The 3,126-nt window shown below is 72.6% G+C and carries 4 protein-coding genes and 1 pseudogene; all 5 read right to left on the bottom strand.

Annotation, left to right across the window (positions count from 1 at the left end):
• A partial coding sequence (locus tag FNH08_RS47750; protein ID WP_152778159.1) for a cytochrome P450 occupies positions 1-1,276 on the bottom strand: 1,276 nt, incomplete at its 3' end.
• 14 nt (positions 1,277-1,290) lie between these two features.
• Positions 1,291-1,902, bottom strand: coding sequence for a GTP-binding protein (locus FNH08_RS47745; RefSeq protein ID WP_152778158.1), 612 nt, complete (start codon positions 1,900-1,902; stop codon positions 1,291-1,293).
• Positions 1,880-2,242, bottom strand: a complete 363-nt coding sequence (locus FNH08_RS47740) for a DUF742 domain-containing protein (RefSeq protein WP_152778157.1) — start codon at positions 2,240-2,242, stop codon at positions 1,880-1,882. Before FNH08_RS47740 ends, FNH08_RS47745 begins: the two co-directional genes overlap by 23 nt.
• The gene (locus tag FNH08_RS47735) at positions 2,239-2,652 is read right to left on the bottom strand and encodes a roadblock/LC7 domain-containing protein (protein ID WP_152778156.1); all 414 of its coding nucleotides are present in this window, start codon (positions 2,650-2,652) and stop codon (positions 2,239-2,241) included. The genes FNH08_RS47740 and FNH08_RS47735 overlap by 4 nt, the downstream gene beginning before the upstream one ends.
• A pseudogene (locus FNH08_RS47730) lies at positions 2,649-3,126 on the bottom strand (hypothetical protein); the annotation flags it as partial. The pseudogene FNH08_RS47730 and the gene FNH08_RS47735, both read right to left, overlap by 4 nt.

The following is a 3,126-nucleotide window of genomic DNA, read 5'->3' as shown; positions in this document are numbered from 1 at the left end:
GGGCGGGGCGGGGGTACTCCGGCACCGGCCCGCTCCGGGGCATCGGCACACCCTCCGCGGCCGACGCGGAGACCGCGGTCGGCGGAAACGTCACCGGCAGCTCGGCGAGCGCCCGGTGGAAGGGCCCGGGCCGCCACTGCAACTCCCCCACCGGCACGGCCAGTTCGACATCCGGCAGACGATCGAGAAGCTTCTCCACCGCCACCGCCGCGATCAGCCGCCCCTCACTCTGCGCCGGACAGTTGTGCGGACCGGCGCTCCACGCCAGGTGGGCGCGGTTGCCCGCCCGCTGATCGGACGACAGGGCGGGATCCGTGTTGGCGGCGGCGAGGCTGACGACGAGCGGCTCGCCCGCCCTGAGCAACGTGCCCTCGTACACGACATCGTGCTTCGGATAGTGCACCGCGTAGTTGGCCAGCGGCGGATCGGTCCAGAGCACCTCGTCGAGGGAGTCCTCCACCGGCAGACTGCCCCCGGCGAGGCTGCCCGCGAACCGGTCGTCGGACAGCAGCAGCCGCAGACTGTTGGCGATCAGGTTCTGCTGCGGCTCGGTGCCCGCGCCCATCAGCACGACCAGGGTGTGGACCATCTCGTCGTCCGCGAGCTGTGCCGGATGCGCCAGCAGCCAGGAGGTCACGTCGTGTCCCGGCCGGGCCCGCTTCAGCTCGACCAGCTCGATCAGCGTGTTCGTCAGCAGCTCGTTGGCCTTCTCGGCGTCCACCCCGTCGAAGATCCCGGACATGCCCTCGACCAGCCGGACCCCGTAGTCCGCCGGGCAGCCGAAGAGGTGGTTGAACACCAGGAGGGGGAGGACCTGCGCGTACTCGCCGAGCAGGTCCGCCTCCCCCGTCGGCGCGAACCGGTCGATGAGCGTGTCGGCGCTGCGCTCCACATAGCCGCGCAGCGTGTTCGGCTCGATGCGGGCCAGGCTGTCGGTGATGGCGCCGCGCAGCCGGCGGTGCTCCTCGCCGTCGGTGAACAGGGCGTTGGGCCGGTACATCATCATCGGCACGACCGGGCTGTCCATGGGGACGGTGCCGTCGGCGAGGTCGTTCCAGCGGCGCGGGTCCTTGGCGAAGGTCTCCGGGCTGCGCAGCACGTGCAGCGCGGCGGCGTACGACGTGACGAGCCGGGCCCGTACCCCGGGCGCGAGTTCGACGGGCGCGGTCGGCCCCTTCGTCCGCAGCCGACGGTAGACCGCACCGGGGTCGGAGGCGAACCCGTCGCCGTACAGGGGCTCGTGGGCCGGGCAGCCCGGGGGTGGTGCGGACGGCATGGGTGGTACGGAGGTCACGTGCGCTCCAGTTCGCCGTTGCGGCCGATCAGGTACTCGACGAGGGCGATCAGCGCCCGTGTGGACGACTCCCGGTCCCGGGCGTCGCAGCGGACGAGCGGGGTCTCGGGCAGCAGGTCGAGGGCCTCGCGCACCTCGTCCAGCTCGTGCAGGGGCGCGCCCTCGAAGTGGTTGACGGCGACCGCGTACGGCAGCCCCAGCTCCTCCAGGACGCCCATGACGTCGAAGGACTGGTCGAGCCGCTGGGTGTCGGCGAGCACGAGCGCACCGAGGGCGCCCCGGGTCATGTCCTGCCACAGCTGGGTGAAGCGCTGCTGACCGGGCGTGCCGAACAGGTAGAGCACCAGATGGTCGCTGAGGGTGAGCCGGCCGAAGTCGAGGGCGACCGTGGTGGTCGTCTTGTCACGTGTCCCGGCCAGGTCGTCGACGAGGGCGCCCGCCTGGGTCATGACCTCCTCGGTGCGCAGGGGCCGGATCTCGGAGAGCGCGCCGACGAACGTGGTCTTGCCGACCGCGAAGTGACCGACGACCAGCAGCTTGGCCGCGGTCTTCACGGTGGGACGCAGATAGACGTCGGACGGGGCGTCAGAGGCGGGCGCGGAGCCCATCGAGGACCTCCTCGAGGATGCGGATGTTGGACGCCTGGTTCACCGGGACGAAGGGGGCGCGGGTGACGAGGTGCCCGCTGTCCATGAGGTCGGCGACCAGCACCTTGGTGACGCTGACCGGCAGCGCCAGATGCCCGGCCACCTCGGCGACGGACAGCGCGCCGGGCCGGCACAGCTCCACCACCCGGCACTTCTCCGGACTGAGACCGGTCAGCGGCAGGTCCTCGCCGGTGACCACCATCGTGACCAGGTCCAGGGTGTTGCGGGACGGGAAGGCGCGGCCGTCCGTGACGACGTACGACCGCACGAGTCGTTCCGGGGGGCGGCGCCGGGGGGTCATGCGCGGCTGCCGGTGTCCACCCGGGCCGGGCTGGTCAGCTCCTTGCCGAGCCGGTCGACCAGCTTGTGCATGCGGTACGTCACGGCCTCCATGTCCACCTGCTCGCTGGTGGAGACGGCGAGGTAGGCGCCCTCACCGGCGGCGACGAGGAAGACGAAGCCGTGCCCGAACTCGATCAGCGTCTGCCGCCACGGAGTGTCGGGGGCGCCGCAGAACTCGGCCGTGCTCCGGCTGATGGACTGCAGCCCGGAGAGCCCGGCCGCCAGCCGTTCGGCGTCGTCCCGGTCGATGTGGGCGGAGTGGGCGCGCAGCATGCCGTCGGCGGAGAGCAGGATCGCGTGCCGCGCGTCGGGCACCTTCAGCACCTCGTCGAGCATCCAGCCCAGCTCGTTGGTCGTGGGCTCGATCATGCGTGGTGGGTCCCTTCGTCGTCGTGGGGCGTCGCGTGCGCGGCTTCGTGCGGGGCGGGATCGTCCGGTACGGCTCCGGTGCCGCGATCCGGCTCGGGTTCCTTGTCGAGGACCTCCCACACGGGCTCGTACCGCGGCGCGTCCGACGCGGGCTCGGGGCTCGCGCCGTCGCGAACGAACCCGTAGCGGTCCGCCTGCTCGTCCCGTACGGCCTCGGTCGCGGCCTCGTCCCGTACGGCCTCCGTCGCGGCCTCGTCGCGCACGGGTTCGCCGGCGGTTTCCCACGAGAACGCGTACCGGTCCCGGTCCGGCTCGGTGTCGTGCCGTACCGGCTCCCCTGCCGGTTCCCGCCGCAGTTCCTCGTCGGCGGCCCGCTCCCCCGCCGCGCGGCCGTGGCGGGTGCCGCGGGCGAAGGCGCCCAGGATGCGGGCGTTCTCCTCGGGCGAGCGGGCGGGGGTGTCCTCGGCCGGGGTG

It is taken from the genome of Streptomyces spongiae, assembly GCF_009377185.1.
GTDB lineage: Bacteria > Actinomycetota > Actinomycetes > Streptomycetales > Streptomycetaceae > Streptomyces > Streptomyces spongiae.
Note: the sequence above shows the minus strand (reverse complement) of the source record. Positions and strands in the feature narration are given on the sequence as shown.